Genomic DNA, 250 nt, shown 5'->3' on the forward strand with positions numbered 1-250 from the left:
GGTCAGCTCGGCGGGCGGGGTGCCCGCGATGTCGTACCGCCACACGGTGGGATCGGCGCGAAGATCGGCGTAGCTACGCCCGGTCATATCGGATGCCGAGACGAACACCGAGGCGTTGTTGCTGCGGTCGCGGTAGCCATCGGTGCGCGAGTTGATCTTGATGTTGTTGATCGGGGTGACACCACCGAGGTCGGTCTGCCACCAGGCGTTGGCGTCCGAGTTGGTGTGGGTGACGGAGCCGGAGAAGAAC

Annotated in this window: 1 protein-coding gene; it reads right to left on the reverse strand. The window is 65.2% G+C overall.

What is annotated here, in order from left to right; all coding sequences use genetic code 11:
- The coding region (locus tag PUR56_RS01630; RefSeq protein WP_443034422.1) for a galactose-binding domain-containing protein at positions 1 to 250 on the reverse strand (250 nt) is incomplete at both ends.

Source organism: Streptomyces sp. BE303 (assembly GCF_036290945.1).
Lineage (GTDB): Bacteria > Actinomycetota > Actinomycetes > Streptomycetales > Streptomycetaceae > Kitasatospora.